Consider the following 1,313-nt stretch of genomic DNA (forward strand, 5'->3'; position numbering starts at 1 on the left):
AGAAGTGGCCCCCATTTTTCGGACAGGGCGGTAAGCTATCATCTGGCCTGAACGAGGACGGGTTTTATGGGCAAGGTTACGCGGAAACGGTATGCGGCGGAGTTCAAGTCACGGGTTGCCCTGGAGGCGATCCGTGGCGAACTGACGCTGGCGGAGTTGGCGTCGAAACATGGCGTGCATCAGACGATGATCGCCCAATGGAAGCGCCAGGCGATCGAAGGCATGGCAAGCCTTTTTTCTGGTAAGTCAGTAACGGAACCTTCAGTCAGCCCTGCTGATGTAGAGAAACTGCATGCCAAGATCGGCCAGTTGCTGGTGGAACGGGATTTTTTGCGGGATGCCTCTGCTCGGTTGGGCGTGATCAGAGGCGGCAGATGATTGACCCGAAGCGAGCGTGCCTGCCGATAATCCGGCAATGCACGCTGCTGCGACTCAACCGGTCGGGCGTTTACTATCGGCCTGTGCCACAGAGCGAGGCCAATCTGAAGCTGATGCGGTTGATCGACGCCCAGTTCCTGGAAACGCCGTATTATGGCTCACGGCAGATGACATGGCATCTGCGCCGCCTGGGACATGAAGTGGGCCGCAAGCGGGTCCGGCGGCTCATGGCGATCATGGGCCTGCGGGCGATCTACCAGAAGCCGCGCACGACCGTGCCCCATCCGGAACATCGGAAATATCCATATCTGCTACGGGATCTGGTCATCAATCGGCCTGACCAGGTCTGGTGTTCCGATATCACATATATTCCCATGAAACGGGGATTTCTCTATCTCGTGGCGATCATGGACTGGTTCACGCGCAAGGTCCTGTCCTGGCGTCTGTCGAACACGATGGACGTGGAGTTCTGTATCGAGGCGCTACAGGATGCCCTCATGCGCTATGACGCCCCGGACATTTTCAATACTGACCAGGGGTCGCAATTTACGACACCCCGTTTCACCGGGATACTGGAAGAGCGTCAGATCCGCATCAGCATGGATGGGCGCGGTCGCTGGCTGGACAACGTGTTCATCGAGCGTCTGTGGCGGTCGCTGAAATATGAATGCGTCTACCTGCACGCGTTCGAGACCGGATCGGAGCTGAGGGCCGGGCTTGGCAGATGGATCGCCCATTATAACGAAAGGCGTCCGCATACGGCGCTGGCTGGACGTACGCCCGATGAGGCGTATCATAACGTGCCGACGCCATCTGGTCCGGGGTTAACCCCGGACCAGATGGCCAACAGCAACGCCGTCAGAAGGGCGGCATAACAACAACCAGGTATAGCTTATCAAGCCCGCAAAACTGTCCGAACGGACGGGTCCACCTCT

At 58.2% G+C, this 1,313-nt stretch carries 1 protein-coding gene; it reads left to right on the forward strand.

Translation table 11 applies throughout. The features are described from left to right. Positions 1–66: 66 nt before the first annotated feature. Positions 67–1,253 (forward strand): IS3 family transposase gene (locus CFR79_RS15400; RefSeq protein ID WP_110548464.1). Its coding sequence is split into 2 segments (ribosomal slippage): positions 67–337 and positions 337–1,253, totalling 1,188 coding nucleotides; the frame shifts between segments, so codons are not numbered across the junction. Positions 1,254–1,313 lie beyond the last annotated feature (60 nt).

The organism is Komagataeibacter saccharivorans, from assembly GCF_003207825.1.
Taxonomy (GTDB): domain Bacteria; phylum Pseudomonadota; class Alphaproteobacteria; order Acetobacterales; family Acetobacteraceae; genus Komagataeibacter; species Komagataeibacter saccharivorans.